Origin of the sequence: Salinivibrio proteolyticus (genome assembly GCF_027286365.1) — a bacterium.
In the GTDB taxonomy this organism is placed as follows: Bacteria; Pseudomonadota; Gammaproteobacteria; order Enterobacterales; family Vibrionaceae; genus Salinivibrio; species Salinivibrio proteolyticus.
In genome coordinates this window covers 2,576,113-2,601,149 of the sequence record NZ_CP114584.1, presented here as the reverse complement: position 1 = coordinate 2,601,149, position 25,037 = coordinate 2,576,113, and the positions used below count along the sequence as shown (strand labels likewise).

The window sequence follows — 25,037 nt, the reverse complement described above, 5'->3', positions numbered from 1 at the left end:
AATTGTCGAGAATAATTATCGCCCGCCTCGTAGGGTCGCGAGTCAGCATTGATGTGGGCATGGAGTGTGCAGGATTATGGCGAAACATAGCTTCTATGCATGGGAAAAACCAGTAACCAATCTGCGTTTAGTTCCCAAGCTGGTTATTTTGATGGTATTTAGCACCGTGTTGTTGGTGGGTAAGCAATTATGGGATGCACAAACATTCCGTCAATCTGTGGTGGATTTTACCCTCAAACAGACACAAGAATTGGCGCGCTCGGGCGCTGCCATGACCAAAGCATTGATGGCGCAGCCTGACGGTGAGCGGCTGATGCGAGAAGCGGTCGAGAGTATGAATGCCGAGTTTAACGAAGGTGCCTATTTGTACTTGGTGAATGATAAAAAGCGTCAGGTGTGGGCACATCCTTCAATGACCCAATTCGCTGAGCTACGCGTGCCAGATGATCACCAAGATAGTGACGTGGCTGACCTATTTCTCAATCAATCCAGCGCATTCAGCTATACGGTGTATGACGGTGCACGACATGGTTATGCGGTGCCTGTTGCCGGCAGTGATTGGTGGATTGTTGCCTCGCAGCCAACGTCGGAAGCCCAGTCGTATTATCACGACTATATGATCCAAATAGCTTGGCAGACGGCACTGATGATTGTCTCCTTTATGGTCATTTTGCTGGGTGGCTCCAATATTATGCTGCGGCAAATCAATTACCTCACCGATCGAATTCGGGCCTTGGCGCAGCGAGATTTAAGCGAGCCAATTGAGATGAACAGTCGTGATGAATTTGGTGATCTGGCGCGTGAGCTTGAGACGTCTCGCCAACAACTGGTGGATGTGATTGATGCGCAGCGTCAAGCCGCTGATGAGTTGTCATCATTAGCAGAGATTATGACCATCAGTATGGCGGAGACCAAGGAATCTGCGCAGGAACAGTTTGCCGAAATCGATCAGCTTGCCTCAGCGATGAGTGAGATGAGTGCCACGGTGCAGAATGTGGCTGAACATACGCGTGAAGCCTCGAAAGCCACTGAAGCGTCGAATGAACAGGCGGCGAGTGGTCAGCGCTATGTGGGAACGACCATCAACACCATTAACGAGCTGTCGAGTGACATTAGTCAGTCATCACACGTAGTGAGCCAAGTTGAATCGCAAGTGGAAAAAATTGGCACTGTGGTTGTCACTATTCAAGGGATTTCTGAGCAGACCAATTTGCTGGCTCTCAATGCCGCAATAGAAGCGGCGCGTGCTGGGGATAGCGGACGTGGATTTGCGGTGGTTGCCGATGAAGTGCGTAAGTTGGCACAACATACCCAAGAGGCGACAGTGGAAATTCAGGATATGATCACCCAATTGCAGCAAAGTGCACAACAAGCAGTGAGCTTGATGGAGCGTAGTGTGAGTGAGGCTGATAGCAGTGTTGATTCGGTCAGCCAAGCGGGCGGGGAACTCGATCAAATCGTGGCGCAGATCCGTTCTCTCAATGATATGAATTTCCAAATTGCTTCGTCGTCTGAACAACAAGCTTCGGTCGCGGGTGAAATGAACCAAAATCTCACCAACGTGAAAGAGCTGGTGCAAGCTTCTGTGACCGTGGTCACCGAGTTGCATGAAACTGCAGAAATGGTGGAGCAAAGTGCCCAATCGCTTAATGAAAAAATTGGCGCATTCAAGATTTAATCGACGCGTTTTTCACACTCTGGAACGGCCCGCTGCGCATGCGGGCCGTTTTTTGTTAATGTCAAAGCAGGATAGCGCAACAAGGAATCACCATGGCTTTGCCTGATATGCTCGCCTCAACCATCAATCATCATATCTCCCAGCTTGAAGCGCACTGCGCAGAGGCATTGGCGCGCTGGCAAGATAGTGCCCGCGAGCAACTCGAGCGGGCGCTTGGATGCAGTGAATTTATTGCAGCTGCCTTATTACAGCAAGCCGGTTTATTGGACTGGTTATACCAACATCGCGATGATCCATGTCGCGCGAGTCAGTACTCATCCTTATTAGCCCAAGCACTTGAATCGGTTGACGACGAAGCCGCGTTCCATCGCGTGTTACGTCAGGTGCGCCAACAAGAGCTGGTGTGGATTGCTTGGCAAGATATCCAAGGTAATTGGTCAGTAGAACAAAGTTTGCAGCATCTATCGGCATTGGCTGAGGCGCAAATACTGGCTGCCTATCAATGGCTTTATGCGCATTGCATTCAGTCGTGGGGCACGCCAATGAATGCGGAAGGCGAGGCGCAACCCATGTTGATCCTTGGTATGGGAAAACTGGGGGGCGGTGAACTGAACTTTTCCTCAGATATCGATTTAATTTTTACCTATCCCGACAATGGCGAAACGCAAGGTGCACGACGCAGTATCGCCAATGCGCAGTTCTTTACCCGATTAGGGCAACGCTTGATTAAAGCGCTCGACCAACCGACCGTGGATGGCTTTTGCTATCGGGTTGATATGCGTTTGCGCCCCTTTGGCGATAGTGGTCCTTTGGTCATGAGCTTTGCTGCGCTCGAAGATTACTATCAAGAACAAGGCCGAGATTGGGAACGTTATGCGATGATCAAAGCGCGGGTGATGGGCAAAGAGCAATACGATTGCTATCAAAGCTTGCGTCAGATGTTGCGCCCGTTTGTCTTTCGTCGCTATATCGACTTTAGTGCCATTCAAGCCCTGCGTCGTATGAAGCAGTTAATTCAGCGTGAGGTCCGTCGACGCGGCTTGACGGACAATATTAAATTAGGCGCCGGCGGTATTCGCGAAATTGAGTTTATTGCCCAATCTTTTCAGCTGATCCGCGGGGGCCGAGAGCCGACTTTGCGTCAGCGCGGCTTGTTAGAGACCTTGGCGGCACTGGATGAGCTGGCGTTATTACCCGCTAACGATGTGGCGCAGTTGAAGGCCGCGTACCTTTACTTGCGTCGGGTAGAAAACCTGCTGCAAGCGATTGACGATAAACAAACCCAAACGCTTCCTGAGACGGAGCTTGATCGAGCACGTCTGTGTGCGGCGTTAAATGAATCGGATTGGTCATCCTTGGTCGCTAAAATTCACCAGCATATGCATGCGGTCCATCAGGTGTTTTCTGGCTTGATTGGGGATGATGAGCAAGAAGGCGATGCCGACGTTGATAGCGAATATCATGATTTGTGGGCGATGGCGCGGGATCCCGATAATGCGAATTTGATCTTAGCCGATCTTGGCGTGCCGGAGACCAACATCGCGGATCAATTGTTGAGCTTTAAGCAAGAGCTGGCAAAGCGGACCTTGGGTCCGAGAGGTCGGGATGTGCTAAACCGCCTTATGCCAGTATTACTCAGTAAATTACTGGCGCAGCCTCATCCTGAACGTGTACTGCCGCACATTACCCACTTATTGGTCAATATTGCGACACGCACGACCTACCTTGAGCTTCTGGACGAGCACCCTAGCGCCATTGACCAAGTCCTACGCTTATGTGCCGCGAGTCCCTTGGTTGCAGAAAAGCTTGCCCGTTACCCCATGCTGTTGGATGAGCTATTGGATTTAACCCATCTCTATCAACCGTTAGCACCCGACGCGTATCGGAGTGAGCTTGGGGATTATCTGGCGCGGATCCCGGTTGAAGATATGGAACAGCAGATGGAAGCGGTGCGTCAATTCAAGCAGACCCAGTTACTGAAAATTGCCGCCGCTGATATTGCGGGGGTATTGCCGGTGATGCGAGTGAGTGACCACTTAACCTATTTAGCCGAAGCGATTGTGGAAGCGGTGGTCAATCAAGCGTGGTACCAAATGACCGAAAAATATGGTCAGCCCACGCATTTAACTGACCGTGAAGGGCGCGGCTTTGCCGTGGTCGGCTATGGCAAAGTCGGCGGTTGGGAATTAGGTTATAACTCCGATTTGGATGTGGTGTTTTTGCATGACTGTCCAAGCCATATAGAAACCGATGGCCGCAAGGTGATCGATGGCCGTCAGTTTTACTTACGACTGGCGCAACGCATTGTGCATCTTTTCTCAACCCGCACGGCATCTGGGGTGTTATATGAAATTGATACCCGTCTGCGTCCCTCGGGCACCTCAGGAATGTTGGTCAGTACCTTAGAAGCCTATGCGGATTACCAGCAAAATGAAGCGTGGACTTGGGAGCATCAGGCGCTAGTGCGTGCGCGCATGATCTATGGCGATCCGTCTTTAAGCCGAGCATTTTCTGAGGTTCGTCAGCGTATTCTTACCATCCCAAGAGACCCAGAGACACTGCGTGAGCAGGTCTCGTCGATGCGAGAGAAGATGCGCCAGCACGCGCACCGACATGACCCAGCCGTGTTTGCGATGAAGCAAGATAAAGGTGGGATTACGGATATTGAGTTTCTGGCGCAGTATTTGGTGTTAAGCCATAGCCAGCAGTATCCGGCCTTAACGCGCTACAGCGATAATGCGCGTATTTTTGAACAAGCCGGAGAGACGGGGGTGATGCCAACATCACAAGCTTTGGCACTGAAAGAGGCGTATACCGGTATGCGTAATGCGCTTCATCGCAGCCATCTTGCTGGTGAATCAGGCGTGGTGCCTCAAAGCGAATTTGTGACGCAAAGAGAGGTGGTCGAACAGGCTTGGCATCAGTGGTTAGGTCAGCCGTAGCCGCAAAAAGGGCCGCGCGAGCAGCCCTTTTTTAACTCAATACAACGAAGGCTCACCTTCGGGACGTGTTTTAAAACGTCGGTGTAGCCACATGTATTGCTCTGGGGCGCGAAGAATTAAACGCTCAACCGCTTGGTTGGTAACCACGGCGGCTTCATGGGCGTCTTTAGGAAAGTGTTTGATTGGCGCCTCTATCTTAACGTGATACTGCCCATTGCGTCGTTGGCGTATCACGGAAAAAGGCACCACGGTTGCATGACCGGCAGTGGCGAGCAAGCTCGTCCCTGTGGTGGTACAGGCTTTTTCGACCGCAAAGAGCGGCGCAAAGGTTGAGCGGCGTCGGCCATAGTCATGGTCGGGGGCGTACCACATCCGGTGCCCCTCTTTGAGGTAGCGGATCATGGATTTGACGTCTTTTCGATCTACGCCAATGTTACGTTTCATTCGGCCACGAAACTGGAACCAGTCATAGACAGGGTTGGCATTGGGGCGGTAAACGCCAACGCCAGGTGTTTGGTCACTAAGGCCACGTGCGCCGATTTCTAGATTGAGTGAGTGGACGGCGATCAGCAAAACCCCTTTACCTTGCTTTTCCAGATCAATCAGAGTGTCCAACCCTTCAATGGTGACATGCTTGTTGATTCGCCACTTGGGCCAAAACCACGCCATCCCAGTTTCGAACAAGGCAAGCCCCGAATTCGCAAAATTTTCTTTGACCATCGCGGCACGCTCAGCGCGGGTCATTTCTGGGAAGCAGAGCGCAAGGTTACGATCGGCGATGCCAACGCGGCGTTTCATCAGCGTATACATGAGTCGACCCAGACCGCGGCCCAAATAAAACTGGACGCGATAAGGAAGCCAACTTGCCAGATACATGAATCCGACACCAAGCCAAGTATGCCAATACCGAGGGTGAACAAACCCAATCCGAAAAGTGGGCGCTGAAAAATCGCTCATAGCGTTAATGACTCATGAAAACCAAAACCAGAAGGGGCCGAGAGGCTTGCGCTATTGTAGAGCAAAATTAAAAAGCTGTCCCGCCACAATCGTGCGCGAACCTGCCTCATTGTGACGGTATCGAAATGTTTTTGCGTGTTTTTTGTACGGTGCGCCATCTGACAATAGGTCATTTTTATTGGGGCTGTGCTACTATCGCCCAGTAACGACAGTATCGGAGATCCAGATGAAACTTAGCCTTCCTGACTACAGCCAAGCCCAAGTCTTGGTCGTGGGTGATGTGATGCTTGATCGCTATTGGTATGGCCCAACGGGGCGAATTTCGCCTGAGGCACCTGTACCTGTAGTGAAGATCAATCAAACAGAAGAGCGTCCCGGTGGCGCAGCTAACGTTGCCATGAACATCGCTGCGTTAGGGGGTCATACCCAACTCATTGGTTTGACAGGCAAGGATGAGCAAGCCGATGCGCTCACGCAGAAACTTCACTCGCTCAAGGTTGCGTGTGATTTTGTCGCGCTCGATTCCCACCCCACGATTACCAAGTTGCGGGTGATGAGTCGCAACCAGCAACTGATCCGTCTTGATTTTGAAGAGGGATTTGATGGCGTGGATGTGGCCCCTATGTTGGCAAAAGTCGAAGCGGCTTTACCGCAATGTCAGGCCATGATTTTGTCCGATTACGCGAAAGGTGCACTGTCGCAAGTCCAACCCTTGATTCAGGCGGCCAAGCAAGCCGGTGTAACCACCTTGGTGGATCCGAAAGGTACTGATTTTGAGCGCTATCGCGGTGCCAGCTTATTAACCCCAAATATGGCTGAGTTTGAAGCGGTTGCTGGACGGGTAGACAGTGATGAAGACTTGGTCGAAAAAGGCGTAGCGCTGATTGAAAAATATCAGTTGGGTGCATTATTGGTGACCCGCAGTGAACACGGTATGACGCTACTTCGCCCCGATGTCGCCCCACTGAATCTGCCAACACTGGCCAAAGAAGTTTATGATGTGACCGGGGCCGGCGATACTGTGATTTCGGTATTGGCGGCATCGTTGGCAGCGGGCAAGCCCATCGAAGAGGCCTGCGCACTGGCGAATGCGGCGGCTGGTGTAGTGGTCGGTAAACTCGGTACCTCTACCTTATCTACCATTGAGTTGACCGAAGCGATTCATGGCTCGCATGAATCTGGGTTTGGTGTCACCACAGAAGCGCAGTTGATTGAGGCGGTGAAAGTCGCCAAAGGGCGCGGTGAAAAAGTGGTGATGACCAATGGCTGCTTTGACATTTTACATGCTGGCCATGTGGCGTACCTGAATGAAGCCGCCAAACTGGGAGATCGTCTGATTGTGGCGGTGAATACCGACGCATCGGTTCAAGCCTTGAAAGGGCCTGGACGTCCCGTCAACCCGACTGACCGACGTATGGCGGTATTGGCTGGCTTGGGGGCGGTCGACTGGGTGGTGCCCTTTAGTGAAGAAACACCTGCGCGCCTGATTGGTGCTGTCTTGCCAGATCTATTGGTCAAAGGCGGCGATTATCAGGTTGATGAGATCGCGGGTGCTGAGGCGGTGATGGATAACGGTGGTGAGGTGAAAGTGCTGAATTTTGAAGACGGCTGTTCCACCACTGAAATCATTGAGTCAATTCGTCGCGGGCAATAAAACCGAGCGAGTAACCGTCAATAAAAAAAGGTGCCTGAGGGCACCTTTTTAGATCAAAGATAGCGACTAAGGCTTAGCGCTTTTCAATCAAGCCTTTGTTGATTTCTAGCAAGTCCTGCTCGCTAAGTGTCCCCACGGCTTGACGCAACTGAAGGCGGCTTAAGATGTAGTCGTAACGCGCATTCGACAGGTTACGGTTGGCATCGTACAGGCGGCGTGTGGCGTCAAGGACATCCACAATGGTACGTGTGCCCACTTCAAAGCCAGCTTCTGTCGCTTCAAGGGCTGAACGCGCAGAAATGACCGTTTGCTCATAGGCACGCAAGGCACCGATAGAAGCATTAATGTCGTTATAGAAGGCGCGAACGTCCTTAACGGTTGAACGGAACGTGGCTTCCAGGCTTTCCGAGGCTGCAACGTAGTTATACTGCGCTTTCTCAACATTCGCTGAGGTGCTTCCGCCCGTAAACAGTGGCAAACTAAAGGTGAGTCCGGCAGTCCCTTCGTTAGAATCGACTGAGCCTGGAGTATGCTGATTATCGACATCTGTCATGCCGTATTTAGCGCTAAACGTTAAAGTCGGAAGATGGCCAGACTCAGCTAGCTTGATCTGCTCTTTGGCAGTATCACGGGCAATACGGCTTGCCAACAGCTTCAAGTTTTTCTCTTCGGCAGTTTCAACCAACGCGGTTGGTCGCTGCTGAGGTTTACTCGCGCTAAAACGTGCGGTATCTAACACGCGCAAATCACGTGGCGCTTCGCCAGTGATCTCACGCAAGCCTTCATAGCTATTGGTGAGGGCATTCTGGGCCAAGATTTCGTCGGCGAGTACTGCGTCATATTGCGCTTGTGCATCGTGTACGTCGGTAATCGCGGAGAGCCCGACTTCGAAACGTTGTTTGGTTTGCTCAAGCTGACGGCCAACCGCCGCTTTCTCTGCTTTGACAAATTCCAGCTTGTCCATGGCACGGAGTACGTCAAAGTAGGCCTGTGCGACACGCAGCATCAAGCCTTGCTGTTGCGCGGCGTAAACGGCATCTAGCTGGCGGGCTTGCATTTCGCTGATATCGAGGTTGATCCAGCTATCACGCTTAAAAATTTGTTGGCTTAGACTGATGTCTGCGCTGGTAGTGTTATTGTCACGCTGATCGTTGCTGTCATTGCGGGTGATCGAATAGCCGGCATTTAACCCAATTTGGGGTAGCAATGTACCGCGCGTTGCATCCACGGCTGAAAACGCAGCGTCACGTTCAGCGGCGGCTTGATTGAGTGTGGGATCACTTTGCTTCGCTTGTTGGTAAATTTGGGCGAGATCGTCGGCTAGAGCCACGGAGCTTAGGCTGCCGAGTGCCAAGCCTAATGCCAAAGGGAGCAATTTTTTCATAGGTAGAATCCCTGAATTTGAGCTGTTCAATAAGAATACGACAACTAGCTTACCGCAATTATGCTTGCGTGAAACTGACAATTTGTTAAGACACTGAGTGTAAACTATCCAGTTTGCGATTGGGACTTAAAAATAGTTGTAACTTTTATCAAAAAAGTTAAGTTTAAGGTTTGCAGCGCAATCGTGCCAATGATAAGACTGCACCGCCACGACAAATAGCAAGGAGCGAGTATGTCCAGCCATCCCCCCGGTCAGTTTGGCCGTGAAGACATTGTGATTGAAGATATCTCACCATGCTATCAAGGTTTTTTCTCAATTCATCGCTATCAGTTTCGTCACCGATTGTTTAAAGGCGGTTGGAGTGGCACCGTGGTTCGCGAGTTGTTTGAGCGTGGTCATGCGGTGGCAGTACTTCCCTATGACCCTGTGCGTGACGAAGTGGTTATGCTAGAACAAATTCGTGTCGGTGCGATGGCAGCAGGGGCTTCGCCATGGCAGCTTGAGATTGTTGCGGGCATGATGGATAAGCAAGAGTCTCCCGAGCAAGTGGCACATCGCGAGGCACGGGAAGAAGCCGGCCTTTTATTGCAGCAGATGGAGCGAGTGACTCGCTATTTATCCAGCTCCGGCGGCTGCTCGGAACAACTAGAGGTCTTTGTGGCGATTGTCGATGCGTCTGAAGCGGCTGGCGTGCACGGATTGGCAACCGAAAATGAAGATATCTTGGTTCATCGATTCTCACGTCAACAGGCGTATCAAAAGGTCGTCGATGGCGAGATTGAAAACGCGGCATCCATCATTGCGCTGCAATGGTTGGAACTCAATGCTAGTCGGTTACGTCAAAGCTATAATGAACAAAACAATCAATAAACAGTAGGTGTGTGTGAAAACAGATTATCGAGTCGACTTACCGGCGATGATGCGCCTGTATGAAACTAACTACGCCAAACTTGTCCGTTTAATGCCTAAACGCGACGAGGTGGGGCAAGTGTGTCGATACGATATTCAAGGGCAGGAGTATGCGTTGGTTGTCCGTGAGTCAACCCGTTACACCACCTTACTGGACATTGCCCAGCTCGGCAAAGGCCAAGCGCCCGACTACTTACGCGCGAATTTAACCGTGCGTCTATACCATGATGCACGTGTTGCTGAAGTGTGTACCACGCAGCAGATTTCACGGCTAAAACCGCGTTATGATTATCCGAATCCGCGCATGCATCAGCGCAATGAAAAACATCAGGTTAATGCATTTTTGTCTGATTGGCTGGCGCACTGTTTGCGCCGCGGCGTGACCGCCTCAGACTCCGTGTATAAATCATCGTTAAACTAAACCAGCAAAGGTATTTTCAACGTTGCAGCCTTGCCAGATTGAGAACGCGAACGGCGATTGTATTCGTCTCCTGCAAATCACCGACACGCACCTGTTCGCGGACGAACAGGGCAGTTTGCTGGGTATTAATACACTGCATAGTTATCATGCGGTGCTTGATGCGATAAGCGCCACACAACGTACCTTTGACGCCATTATTGCGACCGGCGATTTATCTCAAGATCACTCAGCGTTATCTTATCGCCGCTTTGTAGATGGAATTCAGCGTTGGCAGCAACCCTGTTTTTGGCTGCCGGGAAACCATGACTTTCAACCCGAGATGCGTTCGGTATTGCAATCTGGCTCGTTGTCGCATTGTTCACAAGTGTTGCTTGGCGAGCACTGGCAAATGATATTACTCGACAGCCAAGTGTCGGGCGTGCCACATGGTGAATTATCTAGCGAACAGTTACGCCTGTTAGATCAGCACTTAAGTGAGTACCCACAGCGCCATGCACTGGTGTTATTGCATCATCATCCGCTAGAGGCCGGCAGTACTTGGCTCGATCAACACAAGTTGGTTAACCGCGAGCGGTTTTGGCAGATCATGGCGGCACACCCACAGGCAAAAGCCGTGGTGTGTGGACACATTCACCAAGCGCTGAATGTTCGCCATCAAGGTGTACAAGTTATGGCATCGCCGTCAACTTGTATCCAATTTATGCCGGACTCGCATGACTTTGCATTGGATAATCAAAACCCCGGCTGGCGCTGGTTAGATTTGTACAGTGATGGACGGATTGAGAGCCAAGTTGAACGTGTGACGGGGCAACAGTTCCGTCCTGATTTTGACTCCAGTGGATACTAACCCAATGGCCTCAGCACTGCTTTATCTCCATGGCTTTAATAGTTCTCCGCAGTCGTTAAAAGCACGACAAATGCGGGCGTATTGTCAAACAATGCGTCCGGATATTCAGGTGCTCGTCCCGCAACTGCCGAGCCACCCAGAACCCACCGTGAACCTGTTGACTGAGTTGGTCGATACCTATGGTGCCACCCACCAGCTGGGGCTCGTTGGTAGTTCACTGGGGGGATTTCTCGCCACTTGGCTCAGTGAGCGCTATGATATACCGGCGGTGTTGGTCAATCCCGCAGTACGCCCATATGAGTTATTGCAAGATTATATCGGCGAGCAGATGAACCCTTACACCCATGAGCGCTATCATCTCGATGCTGACGATATTTTGGCGCTGCGCACGCTGGATGTGCCTACCTTGACGCACCCTTCGCAATTTTGGCTGCTGCAGCAAATGGGGGATGAAGTGCTCGACTATCGTCAAGCGGTTGAGAAATTTAGTGCCAGTCGACAAACGGTTGAGCCAGAGGGCGATCATAGTTTTGTTGGCTTTGAACGCTACTGCGCCGACATTATCCAGTTCCTTGGATTGTAGCCTCCTTTTATTGCCAACGTCTTAGGCAAACCTTGTCTCGTCTGAACATGGCGGCGTACGAGGCGGATGGCAGTTCACATAAACTCGCGGTAACAGGGGGCGGAGCTTGACAAGCTAGGCCCCCTTGCTGACCATGTCATCACATTTATTAAGCCAATCGATTATGACAGAGCAAAGTTATAACGCAGGATCGATAGAAGTCCTCAACGGGCTCGAGCCAGTGCGCCGACGCCCGGGTATGTACACAGATACCAGTCGCCCTAACCATTTAGGGCAAGAAGTTATCGATAACAGTGTCGACGAAGCCCTTGCCGGCCACGCGAGTAAAATCGATGTGATCCTTCATGCCGACCAATCATTAGAAGTGATTGATGATGGCCGTGGGATGCCTGTAGATATTCACCCAGAAGAAGGGGTGTCTGGGGTTGAGCTGATCCTCTGTAAGCTTCACGCTGGCGGCAAGTTCTCCAACAAAAGCTATCAATTTAGTGGTGGTTTGCACGGGGTCGGGATCTCTGTGGTTAACGCCTTGTCTCGTCGTGTTGAGATCACGGTCAAGCGCGATGGGCAAGTCTATGACATCGCCTTTGAAAACGGCGACAAAGTGCAAGACTTGACCGTGACAGGCACGTGCGGACGACGCAACCGTGGCACGCGGGTGCACTTTTGGCCGGACAGTCAGTTTTTCGATTCCGGTAAATTCTCGCTGTCGCGCTTAAAAACCATATTAAAAGCCAAAGCTGTCCTTTGCCCGGGCTTAACCATCAATTTCACCGATAAAAATACCGATGAAACCATTAGCTGGTGCTACGAAGCGGGCCTAAAAGACTATCTTGCCGACAGTGTGAAGGGCTTTGAATTATTGCCTGAAACCCCCTTTGTCGGTGAGTTCAGTGGCAAAAATGAAGCGGTCGATTGGGCGGTGATTTGGTTACCGGAAGGCGGTGAATTAACCACTGAAAGCTATGTTAACTTGATTCCGACGCCGCAAGGTGGCACCCATGTCAATGGCTTGCGCCAAGGTATGCTGGAAGCGATGCGCGAGTTCTGCGAGTTCCGCAACCTATTGCCTCGTGGTGTGAAGCTCACCGCGGATGATATTTGGGAGCGCTGTGCATACGTCTTATCAGTGAAAATCCAAGACCCGCAATTTGCCGGCCAAACGAAAGAGCGTTTGTCCTCACGTCAATGTGCGGCCTTTGTGTCTGGCGTGGTCAAAGATGCCTTTAGCTTGTGGCTGAACGAGCGTCCTCACTTGGCCGAGCGTTTGGCTGAGGTGTGCATTGCCAGCGCCCATCGCCGTATGCGCGCTGCGAAAAAGGTGGTACGGAAAAAGGTCGCCTCGGGGCCAGCGTTGCCCGGTAAGCTGACAGACTGCGCGATGCAAGATTCCAGTCGCACCGAACTCTTTTTGGTGGAGGGTGACTCGGCAGGTGGCTCAGCGAAACAGGCCCGTGATCGTGAGTTTCAGGCGGTGATGCCGCTACGCGGTAAAATTCTTAATACGTGGGAAGTATCAGCTGACCAAGTCCTCGCCTCCCAAGAGGTGCATGATATTTCGGTGGCGCTAGGGATAGACCCCGACTCCGGTGATCTGTCCGGATTGCGCTACGATAAAGTCTGCATTCTCGCCGATGCGGATTCTGATGGTCTACATATTGCGACGCTGTTATGTGCGTTGTTTGTGCAGCATTTCCGTGCCCTAGTCGAAGCAGGGCACGTGTATGTTGCGATGCCGCCTTTATACCGTATTGATTGCGGAAAAGAAGTCTTTTACGCCCTCGATGAAGACGAGAAAGCAGGCATCCTTGAACGATTAAGTAATAAACGCGGAAAAATCAACGTACAGCGCTTTAAAGGGCTGGGGGAAATGAACCCTTTGCAACTGCGTGAAACCACGATGGATCCAAATACACGCCGTTTGGTGCAACTGACGATTGATGATCCTGAGCAAACCCAATTAATGATGGACATGCTGCTAGGTAAAAAACGGGCAGAAGATCGTCGTAACTGGTTGCAGCAAAAAGGCGACATGGCCGAGCTGACCGAGATTTAAACAAATATAACGGGATACTATCAGCATGACAGAGGTGACTTATGATGGCGTCGAGCAGCTTGCCTTGCGCAAGTTTACAGAGGATGCTTACCTCAACTACTCGATGTACGTCATCATGGACCGTGCGCTGCCGTTTATCGGTGACGGATTAAAACCGGTACAGCGCCGAATTATTTATGCAATGTCTGAGCTGGGGCTGTCTGCCTCCGCCAAATATAAAAAATCAGCGCGTACCGTTGGGGACGTGCTCGGTAAGTATCACCCTCATGGTGATTCTGCCTGCTATGAAGCCATGGTATTGATGGCGCAACCCTTCTCTTATCGTTATCCGCTGGTGGATGGTCAAGGTAACTGGGGGGCGCCGGACGATCCCAAATCGTTCGCGGCGATGCGTTATACCGAATCACGCCTGTCGCGCTTCTCGGAAGTCCTCTTACAAGAGCTAGGACAAGGAACCGTGGATTGGGTGCCAAACTTTGATGGCACCATGAAAGAGCCGAAAACCTTACCTGCGCGTCTTCCTCATATTCTTCTCAATGGGGTGACCGGGATTGCGGTTGGTATGGCCACCGATATTCCCCCGCACAATGCGCGCGAACTTGCTAACGCGCTGGCGGCGATGATTGATAAACCCAGTATCGATCTGGATGGCCTGATGGAATACGTTAAAGGGCCGGATTATCCGACTGAAGCAGAAGTCATTACGCCTCATCACGAGCTGAAAAAGCTCTATACCAGTGGTCGTGGCAGCATCAAGATGCGAGCTCGTTGGCACAAAGAAAGCGGCGACATTGTGATCACAGCACTGCCTCATCAAGTCTCTGGCGCCAAGTTACTCGAGCAAATCGCCAACCAAATGCGGGCGAAAAAACTGCCGATGGTCGATGACTTGCGTGATGAGTCTGACCACGAAAACCCGACACGTATCGTGGTGGTGCCGCGCTCTAACCGAGTTGATAGTGATCAGTTGATGAATCACTTATTCGCGTCAACGGATCTTGAGAAAAACTATCGCGTTAACCTCAATATGATCGGCCTCGATGCGCGCCCGCAAGTAAAAGGGCTGCAAATGATCCTGTCGGAGTGGTTGACGTTCCGTCGGGATACGGTGCGTCGTCGCTTGGAGTATCGCCTCGAGAAGGTGTTGGCGCGTTTGCACATTCTTGAGGGCTTATTGGTCGCGTACCTCAATATTGATGAGGTGATTGAAATCATCCGCAGTGAGGATGATCCAAAGGCAGAACTGATCAAGCGCTTTGGGCTTAGTGAGAAGCAAGCGGAAGCGATTCTAGAGATCAAACTGCGTCAATTGGCTAAACTCGAAGAGATCAAAATCCGTGGTGAGCAAGATGAGCTCAGCAAAGAGCGGGACAAGTTGCAAACCCTGTTAGGCTCAGAGCGTCGGTTGAATACCTTGATCAAAAAAGAGATCCTCGCCGATGCCGAAAAGTACGGTGATGATCGACGCTCGCCGTTGGTGGAACGTGAAGAAGCCAAAGCCATGACGGAGCGTGATTTGATCCCCAGTGAGCCGATTACCGTGGTGCTGTCGGAAAAAGGGTGGATTCGTCATGCCAAGGGGCACGATGTTGATGCGGCTGGGCTTAACTATAAAGCGGGAGACAAGTTTCTCGATGCGGCGCCGGGCAAGAGCAATCAACCTGCGGTGTTCTTGGGGTCAGACGGACGTAGCTATGCCATTGAATCGCACACCTTGCCGTCGGCGCGCAGTCAGGGTGAACCGATTACGGGCCGTATCAATATCACCCCAGGCTCGTCGATTCGTCATGTGATGATGGCGGATGAAAGCCAACTGACGTTACTTGCCTCGGATGCAGGCTATGGCTTTGTGTGTAAACAGGCAGACATGCTGTCGAAAAACCGTAGTGGTAAAGCGCTGTTAACTGTGCCTGAGCATGCCGAAGTGATGCCGCCTCGCCGTATTCACGACTTAGAAACGGATCAGATCTTGGCCATTTCCAATGAGGGAAGGATGTTGGTATTCCCTATCCATGATTTGCCACAGTTGGGCAAAGGTAAAGGAAACAAGATCATCAATATCCCTGGTGCGCGCGCCAAATCACGTGATGAGGTGCTCAGTCAGTTACATGTCTTACCGCAAGGAGCAGGCGTGACCCTGCATGCAGGCAAGCGTAAGTTGACCTTAAAAGCGGCCGATCTCGACAACTTCCGTGGTGAACGGGGTCGTCGTGGCAGCATGCTGCCAAGAGGCCTGCAACGGGTCTCCGCGGTAGAAATCCATATTGACGAGCAAGACAGCTAGTCCGATGAACGCACCTTCTTTGGAAGGTGCGTTTTTTCACTAGGTGCATTTTTGTTCCGAATCCGTATACTGACTCGCCTTTGACAGTCTGCTCTTTTGGAGAGAGAAATGATTATTGTGTTACGGCTGATTGCCGTACTGATTGTCGCAATCTTGCTATTTGTGTTTGGTGGGCTGTATTGCCTGCTCAGTCCACGTAACCCACGCAACTGCTACCAGATTAGTAAATGGTTTGGTCGTCTATCTGGCTTATTTGGTACCAAGGTAGAGCTGCGCTTTGCCGAGGGCGCACCACGTGAACCGGGCGCGAGTGTGTGTATTGCTAACCACCAAAGTAACTGGGACATGGTCACGCTCTCGAATGCACTGATGCCGGGCGCGGTCACTGTGGGCAAAAAAAGCCTGTTGTGGATCCCGATTTTTGGTCAGCTGTATTGGCTTACCGGTAACGTATTGATTGATCGCGCTAACCGCAGTAAAGCGATGGGAACTATTGCTCAAGTGATTGAAAAGATCCGTGAGAAGCAATTATGCGTATGGTTATTCCCAGAGGGAACACGTTCGCGTGGCCGCGGCTTATTGCCGTTTAAAACGGGCGCATTCCATGCCGCCATTGGCGCACAAGTGCCGCTGGTGCCGGTGGTATGTAGCTCGACCCATCATTGCAAAGCGAACCGTTGGAACAACGGTCATGTGATTGTGGAAGTGATGGCACCGATATCGGTCGAGGGCTACAGTAAAGAGAATGTGCGCGAACTTGCTGCACACTGTCATCAACTGATGAAAGCGAAACTTGAGCAGTTGGATGCGGAAGTGGCTGAGCGTAATAAGCAGTCTGCATAATTGAGGAGTGTCTCATGACCCCAACCCAGCGTCACCATGTGGTCTTGGTGTCACCTGAGGGTGAACCCAAGGGGACCGCTGAAAAGTTGGAGGCCCACCAGCAAGGATGGCTGCACTCGGCCTTTTCGCTCATGTTATACCGTCTTAACCAAGACGGTGAGCGTGAGTTCTTGCTTCAGCGTCGTGCTGACAGCAAATATCACAGCGGTGGGTTATGGACCAATACCTGCTGCTCGCACCCCAAAAAAGATGAACCTGTGGCTGCCGCGGCCAAGCGGCGTTTATATGAAGAGCTTGGTATTGCACGTCCGCTTGATTTCGCCATGGGGCCTGTCTTTATCTACCGTGCTGAACTGGATAACGGTCTGGTTGAGCACGAGTGGGATCAGGTGATTGCGTGTGAAGTGAATCATGTGGAGACGATCTTAAACCCGGATGAGGTATCGGATTGTCGCTGGTGGTCGGAGCAAGATATACAAGCCGCACTGGCGGACTCGCCGGAGCAATTTACGGCTTGGTTCTCACAGGTATTTGCTCACATTTGTGCGATGACGCCGGCGCATGCTATGGCTTAGGTGTGACGAAGCATAAAAAAAGCGGCGTCAAACGCCGCTTTCTTGTATGCAAGGGCATAGGTTACGCGTGACGCACCGCAATCCCTTCAATCTCAATATCTACATCTTTAGGAAGGCGAGCAACTTCCACACAAGAACGGGCGGGATAGTTTTCTACGCCGTGCTCATCAAAGAAAGCGCCGTAGACTTTATTGATTTCCGCAAAGTCCTCAAGGTTTTTAACGAAGACAGTCAGTTTAACAATGTCATTCACTTTGAGGCCCGCCGCTTCAACAACGGCTTTAACGTTATCGAGTGATTGGCGTGTTTGTGCAGTGATCTCTGGTGAAATTTGACCAGTCACTGGATTGACAGGGATCTGACCGGAAGTCAGTACCATGTTGCCGAGATCGACACCCTGTGAATATGGGCCAATAGCTTCAGGTGCCTGCTCAGTTTGCAGTACTTGGGTCATGCTGTGTTCCTTTGTTAAAAAAGCGACGTTAATAGTCTGCAACGGTTGCGCGGCGAGGTAAAGTACTTACTCGCTTGCCAGACGTTCTCGTACTGCTTTTTCGCATAAGTTCAACTCGCTCACACGGCGAGGTGCAACGAAAATCGTGTCGTTACCGCCTACCGTGCCTAAAATCGCAGGGTGACGATTTAGATCGATTAAGCGCGCGATCAACTGCGCACCACCAGGGTGAGTTTTGATCACCACCATGGCATGACTGCACGTGATTTCATCAATTTGAGATCCCACCGATGACACTGCGTAAACGGGCTCAATATCGCCACTGATCGAATACACCTTCTGTCCATGTGCATTGGGGATCTTTGCCACTCCAAGTTTGGAGAGCAAACGAGAGACGGTAGATTGGCTGACGTCGAGATACCCCAGTTGGACCAACTGCTGACGCACTTCGTCTTGGGTGGTAAAGCTTTGAGTTTGTAATAAATGCCGGCAGGCTGAGAGGATATTCTCCTCCGGATTGGAGGCTGTCACCGACGGAATTGCATAATCACTCACCGGTCACTCCTTTATAATCGATGGCTATTAACCTCGAAAATAGTGAATTTCACTGCTTTCTGGTGATTTTAAACGCATAGTATCAGTGTTGGCGGGGGCAAACCTTGATGATGGTCACTGCTTGACGCAAAGAATAGACGCCGGATGCATAGGCACCCGGCGCGTGGATCAGTCGCCGAGCGTGGCAACCATGACCGCTTTGATGGTGTGCAGGCGATTTTCTGCTTCATCAAAGACAATTGAATAGTCGGACTCGAAGACATCTTCTGTCACTTCAAGGCCTTTTAAGCCATATTTGGCTTCGATTTCCGCACCCACGGTGGTTTCGTTGTTGTGGAAAGCAGGTAAGCAATGCATGAATTTTACGTGTGGATTGCCGGTTGCTTTGACCACGTCCATATTGACTTGGTAAGGCTTCATCAATGCGACACGCTCATCCCATGCTTCTTTGGATTCACCCATAGATACCCACACGTCGGTGTACAAGAAATCACAGTCTTTGACACCTTCCTGCACGTCCTCGGTGAGGGTAATGCGTGCGCCCGTTTGTTCAGCGATCGCGCGGCATTGTGCAACCAGCTCTTCTTCGGGCCAGAATGCTTTTGGCGCCACTAGACGAATATCCATCCCCATTTTAGCCGCACCGACCATCAGAGAGTTGCCCATGTTGTTTCGGGCATCACCGAGGTACGCAAAGCGCATTTCGTGAAGCTGTTTTCCACGACCATGTTCAATCATGGTCATCAAATCCGCCAAAATTTGGGTGGGGTGAAACTCGGTGGTTAACCCGTTCCAGACCGGCACACCAGCATATTCGCCCAGCTCTTCAACAATCGCTTGGCCAAAGCCACGGTATTCAATGCCGTCATACATGCGACCAAGCACACGGGCTGTATCTTTCATGGATTCTTTGTGGCCAATTTGAGAGCCTGTTGGGCCGATATAGCTGACTTGTCCGCCTTGGTCGAACACGGCGGTTTCAAACGCACAGCGGGTACGAGTCGACGACTTTTCAAATATCAGCGCGATATTTTTGCCTTTTAAACGTGGGGTTTCATAGCCATTGTATTTGGCTTTTTTGAGTTCAATGGCCATGTCGATAAAGTGTTGGATCTCACGGGGTGTGAAGTCCAGCAGCTTTAGGAAGTTACGGTTACGTAGGTTAAATGCCATAGTGGGTAATCCTCTCGTTATTGGTCTCAGGCTTGCGCTGGTGCAGGTTGGCCGTGAGAAATATTGTTGTTATTGACTGCTTGGGCACGAATACGTGTACCGGCTTGGCCGGCAAGAATAGCAAGACCATCCTCTAAGGCACCGATGCCAACCAGTTTTCCGCCTTGACGGATAAATTCGCAGGACGCGTCAATTTTGGGTCCCATGGAGCCAGCGTCGAAGGTGTATTGGCTCAGATCATCAGGGGTGGTATCTGCCAATGCGCGTTGGGTGGGTTGGCCATAGTCCAAATACACCGCGTCGGCATCGGTCAAAATCAGCAAAGCATCGGCATTGATTTGACGAGCAAGGAAAGCCGCTGACATGTCTTTATCAATCACAGCCTCAATCCCTTTAAGCTGATTCCCCTCTTGAATCACAGGAATGCCGCCACCACCGGTACAAATCACAAGGTGTCCTTGCGCAATCAGGCTAGCGATGGCGTCATCTTCCACAATGCCGGTTGGTTGTGGGCTGGGTACAACACGACGATAATATTGGCCATCTGGTTTGATATCCCAGCCGTATTTTTCAGCCAGCGCCGAGGCCTCTTGTTGGTCGTAAACGGGACCAATGGGCTTGGTGGGATTGGCAAACGCGGGATCATTTGGATCGACGGTCATTTGCGTGAGCATGCAAGAAACGTGTTGCTCGGGGGCTAAGTTATGCAGCTCTTGCATTAACATGTAGCCAATCATGCCTTGGGTTTCTGAACCGAGAACGTCAAGTGGATATGGCGTGACGGATTTATACTCCAGCCCCTGTAAGGCGAGTAGGCCAACCTGTGGACCATTACCGTGCACGAGCACCACGTTGTATTGTTCGCCAATCGCTGCAATGGTTTTTGCTGCTTTGGCAATATTGGCGCGTTGAATGTCAGCTTCTAAAGGCTCACCCCGGCGAAGGAGTGCATTGCCTCCGAGTGCCACCACCACAGTTTGTTTTTTCATACTTAATACTCTCTACAGTCGGTGGGGGCTGAGCTACTTGCTCAGCCCAACAAGGCGATTAGATGCCGTCACGATGGATTGGGCAGCTCATGCAGCGTGCTCCGCCACGACCGCGACCTAATTCGTCACCAGGAATCGACAACACAGTGATACCCGCTTTATCATATTTTTCATTGGTATAGGTGTTGCGTTCATAACCCACGACTACGCCAGGACGGACAGTCAGTACGTTGTTAGCATCATTCCACTGTTCGCGTTCGGCTTCGAAGCTGTCACCCCCTGTGGTGATCAGATTTAGTGGACCAACATCCAGTCCTTTTTCAATCGCGGTCAGGAAGTAATCCTCTTCGCGAACGTTTAGCTTGCCGGTGCGATCACCGGTGAGGCTCCAGCATTTGATGTCTTTACGGATCACTTCTGGGTATACCGAGAAGGTATCTTCGCGCATATGGGTCATCACGGTATCAAGGTGCATGCAAGAGCGGTGTTTCGGTAGCTCCATCGCAATCACTTGTTTGGCTTGGCCGTGTCTAAATAAGCTAGAAGCCAAGTTTTCTACCCCTTGTGGGGTTGTGCGCTCGGACATACCGATAAGCACCACGCCCTTGCCGAGGACGGTAACATCGCCGCCTTCAATGGTGGCGTTGTCATAGTCGATATTTTCGCCGCCGAAGTAGGTAATAAAGTCACCGTTCGCAAAGCGAGGGTGCCATTTATAAATGGCGCGAAGATGATTGGTTTCACGTTTACGCGCGGGTTTCGCCATTGGGTTAATTGATACACCACCGTAAACCCAGCAGGAGGTATCGCGGGTGAATAGGTGGTTGGGGAGTGGATCAATAATAAAGTCGGACGGTGCGTGCATGGCTTGCAACATAGAGGTTGTTGCGATTGGCAGCTCAGAGTAGGCCAATCCGCCTAAGAACATCGACGCGAGTTCATGGTGAGGTAAGTCATTCAAATAGCAACGGATGTCATTAGCAAACGAAGGGCCGAAGGTATAATCCGAGATTTTTAGGTTCATCAGCCAGTCTTTGGCTTCAGGTACATCTAGAGTCTCAGCCAGTAGATTTTGGAGCAGGAGGACTTCAACGCCTTGATCACGTAGGGTTTGAGCAAATTTGTCATGCTCTTCACCTGCACGTTCAACGGACAGAACATCATCAAACAGTAAGTCATGACAGTTTGATGGTGTTAAGTGGGTGAGCGCACGCTCAGGACGATGCAGCATCACGGTACGTAATTGACCAATTTCAGAGCCGACATAGAAGTTGTTCATCTTTCTTTCTCCGTATATCTCTGCTTGGCTTTTTATCGGAAGGGATGAATAAAAAGTGCAGATGTATTATTGGGTACAGATTCATTCTAACGCGGTGTCTGGGGTATTCTTGAAGTTAGATCACAGTGAATTAAAACATTGTATTTTGCCTTTTTTACCCTGTGTTAATGGTATTTATGGCATGAGGTTTTTTGGTTTTTTAATAATTAAGCAGGAATTGTGAGTGTCTAACGAAATATTTTTTAATTTCCCTTTGTTAATGCGGATCTATTTTCTTTTTTATGCCAATCAGTATTACTTTGAATGATGAGGGTATGCGTAATAAGTGAATGGCTATCTTTCTATTTTTTCTTTGTTAACAAATAAAGCCGTTTTTTTCCTCAAAACTGTGATTGATGTCGATATAAATACGTTTTTTGTTAAAAGTGTAAAATAACTGTATTTTGTGTCCGGATGGCGGATGTCCGTTTTATACCGGTAACGGAACGGTGTAAAAAAGAGAAATACGGTGCTATGTTGTTATGAGAAGAGAATAGGAATATATCAGCGTGGTGAAGCATGGCTGAGCCAGGGAGTGGCAGACGTAAAAAAGCGCGCTGACGAATACGTGAGCGCGCTAGTCGGTGTATCAATAGGGGTTATAGCATGACACCTACACTGAGCATGATCATAATCATGATGGTAAGAATACCGAGTAAAGGCGCCACCCATTTGATCCATTTAACATAGGGAACGCGAGCGATCGCAAGGCCACCCATCACCACGCCGGAGGTTGGGGTGACGAGGTTGACGACACCGGATGCAGATTGATAAGCGGTTACGACTAACTCGCGCCCAACGTTTGCAAAGTCAGCCAGTGGCGCCATGATAGGCATGGTGAGGACTGCCAAACCAGATGACGATGGCACCAAGAAAGACAGCAAGACTTCCAGCCAATACATAACGTTGATAAAAACAAAAGACGATAGCCCAGTCACCATACCTTCAGCACTGTTTAAGATGGTATCTGTGATCATGCCTTTATCCATTATCACCACGATACCGCGGGCAATACCGATGATAAGGGCCACCCCCAGAAGGTCTCGTGCGCCATCAATAAAGCTGGTGGTGATCTCTTCTTCACTCATACGTGCAATCAGACCAATAATAATCGCAGCACCGAGGAAAACGGCAGAGATCTCGGCCATCCACCATCCTAGCGAGGATACGCCATAGATCATCACGGCAAACGCGGCAGCAAAAATGCCTAAGATCACTTTACGCGTGGTAGTGAAAGCAAGCGTTTGTGTTTCGTCATGATCGCCAAGGAAGTGTTTTTTATTGCTCTCAAACTGATCATAAACAATGGATTGGCTCTGGTCGGCGCGCACTTTGCGGGCATAACGCATCACATAGGTAACACAGATAAGCCAGCCAATGGCCAGGATAGCGAGGCGTAACAGAATACCATCGGTAAAAGGGATACCGGCGGCATTCGCGGCAATGACAGTTGCAAACGGGTTGATGGTTGATCCTAAAGTACCAATACCGGCACCAAGGAGTACGGTAGCCGCTGCTACCACAGGGTCAAAGCGTGCCGCCATCATCACAGGGACGAGTAGGGTATAAAAAGGCAAGGACTCTTCGGCCATCCCGTAAATCGTACCGCCCGCGGCAAAGAGGCCCATTAGGATAGGGATCATCCACTCTTCGCGTCCTTCTAAGCGTTTGGTCACCCGCTCAATCCCTGCATCAATGGCACCGGTTTTGGTCACCAGACCTAAAAAACCACCAATAATGAGGATGAAGAGTGAGACATCAATGGCGGCCGCTTCATAGGTTTCGTGGTTATAAAAACCGTCAATGGGGGCTAGCAGCACGTCGACCACGCCTTGAGGGTTACTCTCTACTTGGTGGTAGGTGCCTGATACAGGCACATCTCGGCCGAGTTCGGCGTTATATTCTCGTTCGTACTGACCGGCAGGTACTATCCAACTAAGCGCGGCGACCAAGGCAATCAGAATGAACAATATGGTATAGGCGGATGGGAATTTCAGATTGGCGAACCAACCTTTTTTTTCAGGAACACTTTGGGTACTCATACTATCTCCTCATACCTCTTCTGAGTGCAATAAAATAGGGCACTACACGTGTTGAGGTAACTCTTTTAAGTTTCACGTTATTTTCGTTGTTCTTATCTGCCGTCGTCAGTGGCTTTTTCTTTATTGTAAAAGTGCATCCGTGAATAGTTCTTAGTGATATCTCACAAAAGAAAGGGACTGTATGCTGTCGCTTAATTGATGAGCAGGTTAAAAGTGAATGGCTGTTTAGTTTGCGTGCTTAGATATATCACTCAGAATGTTCTTAGTATGATGGTGAAGTGGGTTTTTATTGTTTTAAGTTTGGTTTAACCGCTAACCACTAAGCTATCATGACTTTTCTATGTGAATAGACTGCGTAATTAGTCACATTTACTCGATAGGTGTGGTGAATAAAAAGCAGATTAAGTAAAAATGTCGCAGGATTAAAAACTCGCTGTTTTTTTGTTTTATATCAAATTTAGAGATTGCGATAGAATTGTTGAAGAAAAGAGGAAGGCACTGCAGCCTTCCCAATAATAGCTATTGTTTCTTTCTTTTCGGGGTTTTGGCGGGCTTCGGTAATACGATCATGTCGCACTCTGCGAAGTGATCTTGAAACGCGCGGTTGTTCTTATCGAAAATCACGATAAGGTTACCGAGCCCAAAGCAGGCTGTCGCAAGACGGATCAGTGCTTGTGTAGGGCGAATATTACTACCGTCAGTATTTTGAATGCGCAGGCGCCAGGCCCGCATCCCCAGCGTCTGACCGGCTTTACACCAGAAGTAGCCGTAGAACCCGCAAATCACACAGGCGAGATAGGCGGTGTAAAGAGGCTGCGCGATTGGGTGATGGGTGAGGAAATCACTGGCATCTTGATAAGGTGTCATCGACATCCCGAGCGCTTGTGCGATAGCCAATGCTGCCATCACCGCGCCGCCCGCAAGCATAAGTAATGCGGCAACAATCAAAAGATCATAAACCCAAACAGCAAGACGGCGAAAAAAACCGGCGGTTGGGCATGCAATAGAAGAAGTCTGCATGGTTTAGCTACATCCAAGTATCAAAGTCGCCGCTAGCCTAGCACATTCACTGTTTAGGTGAGTAAGCTGATAGGGCGGTTTTGCGATGTCGTTTGCTCATGATTACACCATCTTTGATGTATTTAACCGCGAACTGGTTAAAAATAGCGCGAACAAACATTTTTTGTTTTTTAATGCTTGCACTCGAAAGGGTGGTACGTATAATTGCCAGCACTTGCCGAGATGGCGGAATTGGTAGACGCAGCGGATTCAAAATCCGCCGCCTTAACGGGTGTGAGGGTTCAAGTCCCTCTCTCGGCACCAAATCCCAAAAAAGCCCCTGTCGAAAGACAGGGGCTTTTTTCGTTTATGTC

20 protein-coding genes and 1 tRNA gene are annotated in these 25,037 nt (G+C 50.4%); 12 read left to right on the top strand and 9 right to left on the bottom strand.

All coding sequences use genetic code 11. From position 1 onward, the window contains the following. Positions 1-76 precede the first annotated feature (76 nt). Both N7E60_RS12195 and glnE read left to right on the top strand, forming a co-directional pair. Positions 77-1,678, top strand: a complete 1,602-nt coding sequence (locus tag N7E60_RS12195) for a methyl-accepting chemotaxis protein (RefSeq protein ID WP_077457560.1) — start codon at positions 77-79, stop codon at positions 1,676-1,678. Positions 1,679-1,770: 92 nt separating this feature from the next. Continuing rightward, complete coding sequence (gene glnE, locus N7E60_RS12190; protein WP_408642326.1) at positions 1,771-4,620, top strand: bifunctional [glutamate--ammonia ligase]-adenylyl-L-tyrosine phosphorylase/[glutamate--ammonia-ligase] adenylyltransferase; 2,850 nt, start codon at positions 1,771-1,773, stop codon at positions 4,618-4,620. Positions 4,621-4,656: 36 nt separating this feature from the next. Here glnE and lpxL read toward each other — a convergent pair whose 3' ends face one another. Next, positions 4,657-5,577, bottom strand: coding sequence for an LpxL/LpxP family Kdo(2)-lipid IV(A) lauroyl/palmitoleoyl acyltransferase (gene lpxL, locus N7E60_RS12185; RefSeq protein WP_269597595.1), 921 nt, complete (start codon positions 5,575-5,577; stop codon positions 4,657-4,659). A gap of 226 nt (positions 5,578-5,803) precedes the next feature. Between lpxL and hldE the strand changes: the two genes are divergently transcribed. After that, complete coding sequence (gene hldE, locus N7E60_RS12180; protein ID WP_077641170.1) at positions 5,804-7,231, top strand: bifunctional D-glycero-beta-D-manno-heptose-7-phosphate kinase/D-glycero-beta-D-manno-heptose 1-phosphate adenylyltransferase HldE; 1,428 nt, start codon at positions 5,804-5,806, stop codon at positions 7,229-7,231. 73 nt (positions 7,232-7,304) lie between these two features. On the opposite strand, the gene tolC is transcribed toward hldE, so the two are convergent. Then, positions 7,305-8,615, bottom strand: coding sequence for an outer membrane channel protein TolC (gene tolC / locus N7E60_RS12175; RefSeq protein ID WP_269597594.1), 1,311 nt, complete (start codon positions 8,613-8,615; stop codon positions 7,305-7,307). Positions 8,616-8,846: 231 nt separating this feature from the next. Between tolC and nudF the strand changes: the two genes are divergently transcribed. The 8 genes from nudF to idi all read left to right on the top strand — a co-directional run bounded on the left by nudF (position 8,847) and on the right by idi (position 17,133). Beyond that, on the top strand, positions 8,847-9,485 hold the full coding sequence (nudF, locus tag N7E60_RS12170) for an ADP-ribose diphosphatase (RefSeq protein WP_167314829.1): 639 nt from the start codon (positions 8,847-8,849) through the stop codon (positions 9,483-9,485). Between the two features lie 49 nt (positions 9,486-9,534). Further along, a complete protein-coding gene (locus N7E60_RS12165) occupies positions 9,535-9,945 on the top strand; it encodes a DUF1249 domain-containing protein (protein WP_077457564.1) in 411 nt (136 codons plus the stop codon). A gap of 22 nt (positions 9,946-9,967) precedes the next feature. Continuing rightward, positions 9,968-10,792, top strand: a complete 825-nt coding sequence (gene cpdA, locus N7E60_RS12160; protein WP_269597593.1) for a 3',5'-cyclic-AMP phosphodiesterase — start codon at positions 9,968-9,970, stop codon at positions 10,790-10,792. Positions 10,793-10,796: 4 nt separating this feature from the next. Continuing rightward, positions 10,797-11,375: an esterase YqiA gene (gene yqiA / locus N7E60_RS12155; protein ID WP_269597592.1), complete on the top strand. Its 579-nt coding sequence runs from the start codon at positions 10,797-10,799 to the stop codon at positions 11,373-11,375. A gap of 163 nt (positions 11,376-11,538) precedes the next feature. After that, positions 11,539-13,431 carry a DNA topoisomerase IV subunit B gene (parE, locus tag N7E60_RS12150; RefSeq protein WP_096631516.1) on the top strand — a complete coding sequence of 631 codons (1,893 nt, stop codon included), beginning with the start codon at positions 11,539-11,541 and terminating at the stop codon, positions 13,429-13,431. 25 nt (positions 13,432-13,456) lie between these two features. Beyond that, a complete protein-coding gene (parC, locus tag N7E60_RS12145) occupies positions 13,457-15,715 on the top strand; it encodes a DNA topoisomerase IV subunit A (protein ID WP_269597591.1) in 2,259 nt (752 codons plus the stop codon). A 108-nt stretch (positions 15,716-15,823) separates the two neighbouring features. Further along, on the top strand, positions 15,824-16,558 hold the full coding sequence (locus N7E60_RS12140; RefSeq protein WP_077479485.1) for a 1-acylglycerol-3-phosphate O-acyltransferase: 735 nt from the start codon (positions 15,824-15,826) through the stop codon (positions 16,556-16,558). Between the two features lie 14 nt (positions 16,559-16,572). Then, positions 16,573-17,133 (top strand): isopentenyl-diphosphate Delta-isomerase, encoded by a 561-nt coding sequence (idi, locus tag N7E60_RS12135; protein ID WP_167314828.1) that lies wholly within the window; start codon positions 16,573-16,575, stop codon positions 17,131-17,133. 61 nt (positions 17,134-17,194) lie between these two features. On the opposite strand, the gene N7E60_RS12130 is transcribed toward idi, so the two are convergent. From N7E60_RS12130 to N7E60_RS12100, 7 genes are all read right to left on the bottom strand, one after another. Then, complete coding sequence (locus N7E60_RS12130) at positions 17,195-17,587, bottom strand: RidA family protein (protein WP_069589244.1); 393 nt, start codon at positions 17,585-17,587, stop codon at positions 17,195-17,197. Between the two features lie 66 nt (positions 17,588-17,653). Next, positions 17,654-18,142, bottom strand: a complete 489-nt coding sequence (locus N7E60_RS12125) for an arginine repressor (protein WP_069589242.1) — start codon at positions 18,140-18,142, stop codon at positions 17,654-17,656. 168 nt (positions 18,143-18,310) lie between these two features. Beyond that, the gene (gene argF / locus N7E60_RS12120; protein ID WP_069589241.1) at positions 18,311-19,315 is read right to left on the bottom strand and encodes an ornithine carbamoyltransferase; all 1,005 of its coding nucleotides are present in this window, start codon (positions 19,313-19,315) and stop codon (positions 18,311-18,313) included. Positions 19,316-19,341: 26 nt separating this feature from the next. Further along, positions 19,342-20,304 (bottom strand): carbamate kinase, encoded by a 963-nt coding sequence (gene arcC / locus N7E60_RS12115; protein WP_069589240.1) that lies wholly within the window; start codon positions 20,302-20,304, stop codon positions 19,342-19,344. A gap of 58 nt (positions 20,305-20,362) precedes the next feature. Beyond that, complete coding sequence (gene arcA / locus N7E60_RS12110) at positions 20,363-21,583, bottom strand: arginine deiminase (protein ID WP_069589238.1); 1,221 nt, start codon at positions 21,581-21,583, stop codon at positions 20,363-20,365. 638 nt (positions 21,584-22,221) lie between these two features. Next, positions 22,222-23,664 (bottom strand): YfcC family protein, encoded by a 1,443-nt coding sequence (locus tag N7E60_RS12105; protein WP_069589237.1) that lies wholly within the window; start codon positions 23,662-23,664, stop codon positions 22,222-22,224. 519 nt (positions 23,665-24,183) lie between these two features. Further along, positions 24,184-24,684 (bottom strand): RDD family protein, encoded by a 501-nt coding sequence (locus N7E60_RS12100; RefSeq protein WP_269597588.1) that lies wholly within the window; start codon positions 24,682-24,684, stop codon positions 24,184-24,186. Between the two features lie 216 nt (positions 24,685-24,900). On the opposite strand from N7E60_RS12100, the gene N7E60_RS12095 reads away from it, so the two are divergent. Beyond that, a tRNA-Leu gene (locus tag N7E60_RS12095) sits at positions 24,901-24,987 on the top strand. The last annotated feature ends 50 nt before the right edge of the window (positions 24,988-25,037 follow it).

Excerpts from the sequence above, each read along its gene's own strand:
- N7E60_RS12195 (WP_077457560.1), top strand. The coding sequence starts at position 77 with ATGGCGAAACATAGCTTCTATGCATGGGAAAAACCAGTAACCAATCTG.
- glnE (WP_408642326.1), top strand. The coding sequence starts at position 1,771 with ATGGCTTTGCCTGATATGCTCGCCTCAACCATCAATCATCATATCTCC.
- lpxL (WP_269597595.1), bottom strand. The coding sequence starts at position 5,577 with ATGAGCGATTTTTCAGCGCCCACTTTTCGGATTGGGTTTGTTCACCCT.
- hldE (WP_077641170.1), top strand. The coding sequence starts at position 5,804 with ATGAAACTTAGCCTTCCTGACTACAGCCAAGCCCAAGTCTTGGTCGTG.
- tolC (WP_269597594.1), bottom strand. The coding sequence starts at position 8,615 with ATGAAAAAATTGCTCCCTTTGGCATTAGGCTTGGCACTCGGCAGCCTA.
- nudF (WP_167314829.1), top strand. The coding sequence starts at position 8,847 with ATGTCCAGCCATCCCCCCGGTCAGTTTGGCCGTGAAGACATTGTGATT.
- N7E60_RS12165 (WP_077457564.1), top strand. The coding sequence starts at position 9,535 with ATGCGCCTGTATGAAACTAACTACGCCAAACTTGTCCGTTTAATGCCT.
- yqiA (WP_269597592.1), top strand. The coding sequence starts at position 10,797 with ATGGCCTCAGCACTGCTTTATCTCCATGGCTTTAATAGTTCTCCGCAG.
- parE (WP_096631516.1), top strand. The coding sequence starts at position 11,539 with ATGACAGAGCAAAGTTATAACGCAGGATCGATAGAAGTCCTCAACGGG.
- parC (WP_269597591.1), top strand. The coding sequence starts at position 13,457 with ATGACAGAGGTGACTTATGATGGCGTCGAGCAGCTTGCCTTGCGCAAG.
- N7E60_RS12140 (WP_077479485.1), top strand. The coding sequence starts at position 15,824 with ATGATTATTGTGTTACGGCTGATTGCCGTACTGATTGTCGCAATCTTG.
- idi (WP_167314828.1), top strand. The coding sequence starts at position 16,573 with ATGACCCCAACCCAGCGTCACCATGTGGTCTTGGTGTCACCTGAGGGT.
- N7E60_RS12130 (WP_069589244.1), bottom strand. The coding sequence starts at position 17,587 with ATGACCCAAGTACTGCAAACTGAGCAGGCACCTGAAGCTATTGGCCCA.
- argF (WP_069589241.1), bottom strand. The coding sequence starts at position 19,315 with ATGGCATTTAACCTACGTAACCGTAACTTCCTAAAGCTGCTGGACTTC.
- arcC (WP_069589240.1), bottom strand. The coding sequence starts at position 20,304 with ATGAAAAAACAAACTGTGGTGGTGGCACTCGGAGGCAATGCACTCCTT.
- arcA (WP_069589238.1), bottom strand. The coding sequence starts at position 21,583 with ATGAACAACTTCTATGTCGGCTCTGAAATTGGTCAATTACGTACCGTG.
- N7E60_RS12105 (WP_069589237.1), bottom strand. The coding sequence starts at position 23,664 with ATGAGTACCCAAAGTGTTCCTGAAAAAAAAGGTTGGTTCGCCAATCTG.
- N7E60_RS12100 (WP_269597588.1), bottom strand. The coding sequence starts at position 24,684 with ATGCAGACTTCTTCTATTGCATGCCCAACCGCCGGTTTTTTTCGCCGT.